This is a genomic window from Cellulomonas sp. GbtcB1, assembly GCF_019091725.1.
Taxonomy (GTDB): domain Bacteria; phylum Actinomycetota; class Actinomycetes; order Actinomycetales; family Cellulomonadaceae; genus Cellulomonas.
This window is the reverse complement of sequence record NZ_JAGXJG010000178.1, coordinates 1-312: the sequence shown is the minus strand read 5'-3', so window position 1 is coordinate 312 and position 312 is coordinate 1. Positions and strand designations below refer to the sequence as shown.

1 pseudogene is annotated in these 312 nt (G+C 76.9%); it reads left to right on the top strand.

What is annotated here, in order from left to right:
• Nucleotides 1-48: 48 nt before the first annotated feature.
• Nucleotides 49-312: pseudogene (locus KVT14_RS20200) on the top strand (hypothetical protein); the annotation flags it as partial.

The following is a 312-nucleotide window of genomic DNA, read 5'->3' as shown; positions in this document are numbered from 1 at the left end:
GCAGGCGTCGCTCGTCGACCAGGCCGTGCAGCTCGTCGACCCCGGGCAGTGAGCGGGGTGATCGTCGTCGTCTCGCACCCCGAGGACGTCGACGCGACCGCGGTGGTCGGCCGGCTGGCGTCCTGGGGCCGGGACGCGTACCTGCTCGACTACGCGCGGTTCGGGCGCGACCTGACGCTCACCCTGGACCCCGCCGGTGCGGACCGGCCGGCGGTGCGGGTGGCCGACGCGCGCGGCGTCACCGACCTGACGGACGCGTCCGCGGTGTGGTGGCGGCGCCCGCAGCTCGTCGACGTCGGCGGGATCCCCGAC